1 protein-coding gene is annotated in these 288 nt (G+C 46.5%); it reads right to left on the bottom strand.

The window, feature by feature from the left end; all coding sequences use genetic code 11:
- The coding region (locus tag AAEZ05_RS28170; protein WP_350649843.1) for an IS30 family transposase at positions 1 to 260 on the bottom strand (260 nt) is incomplete at its 3' end.
- Between the last annotated feature and the right edge of the window lie 28 nt (positions 261 to 288).

The raw sequence follows: 288 nt of genomic DNA, 5'->3' as shown, positions 1-288 counted from the left end.
TGATAAGGCTGAGCAAAATAAATATCAGCCTTCAACGCTGTTGCCATCGTTTCATGGTCAGCAAACTCTTTACCGTTATCAAAGGTGATACTTAACGCCTGTTCACCTTTTAGCATGCCAATACAAGCTTGTGTGACGGCTACTGCCTTGCGATTGGGTAGCGCTTTGATCTTAGTCTCTCGAGTTGTTCTATCCACTAGAGTGACAAGCACACCTTGATGTCCACGACCAACCACCGTATCCCCTTCATAATCGCCCATACGACTGCGCGCTTCAATGATACTGGGA

It is taken from the genome of Pseudomonas sp. HY13-MNA-CIBAN-0226 (assembly GCF_040310305.1).
Classification (GTDB): domain Bacteria; phylum Pseudomonadota; class Gammaproteobacteria; order Pseudomonadales; family Pseudomonadaceae; genus Aquipseudomonas; species Aquipseudomonas gregormendelii.
The sequence above is the reverse complement of the archived record's forward strand: the minus strand, read 5'-3'. Positions and strand labels throughout refer to the sequence as shown.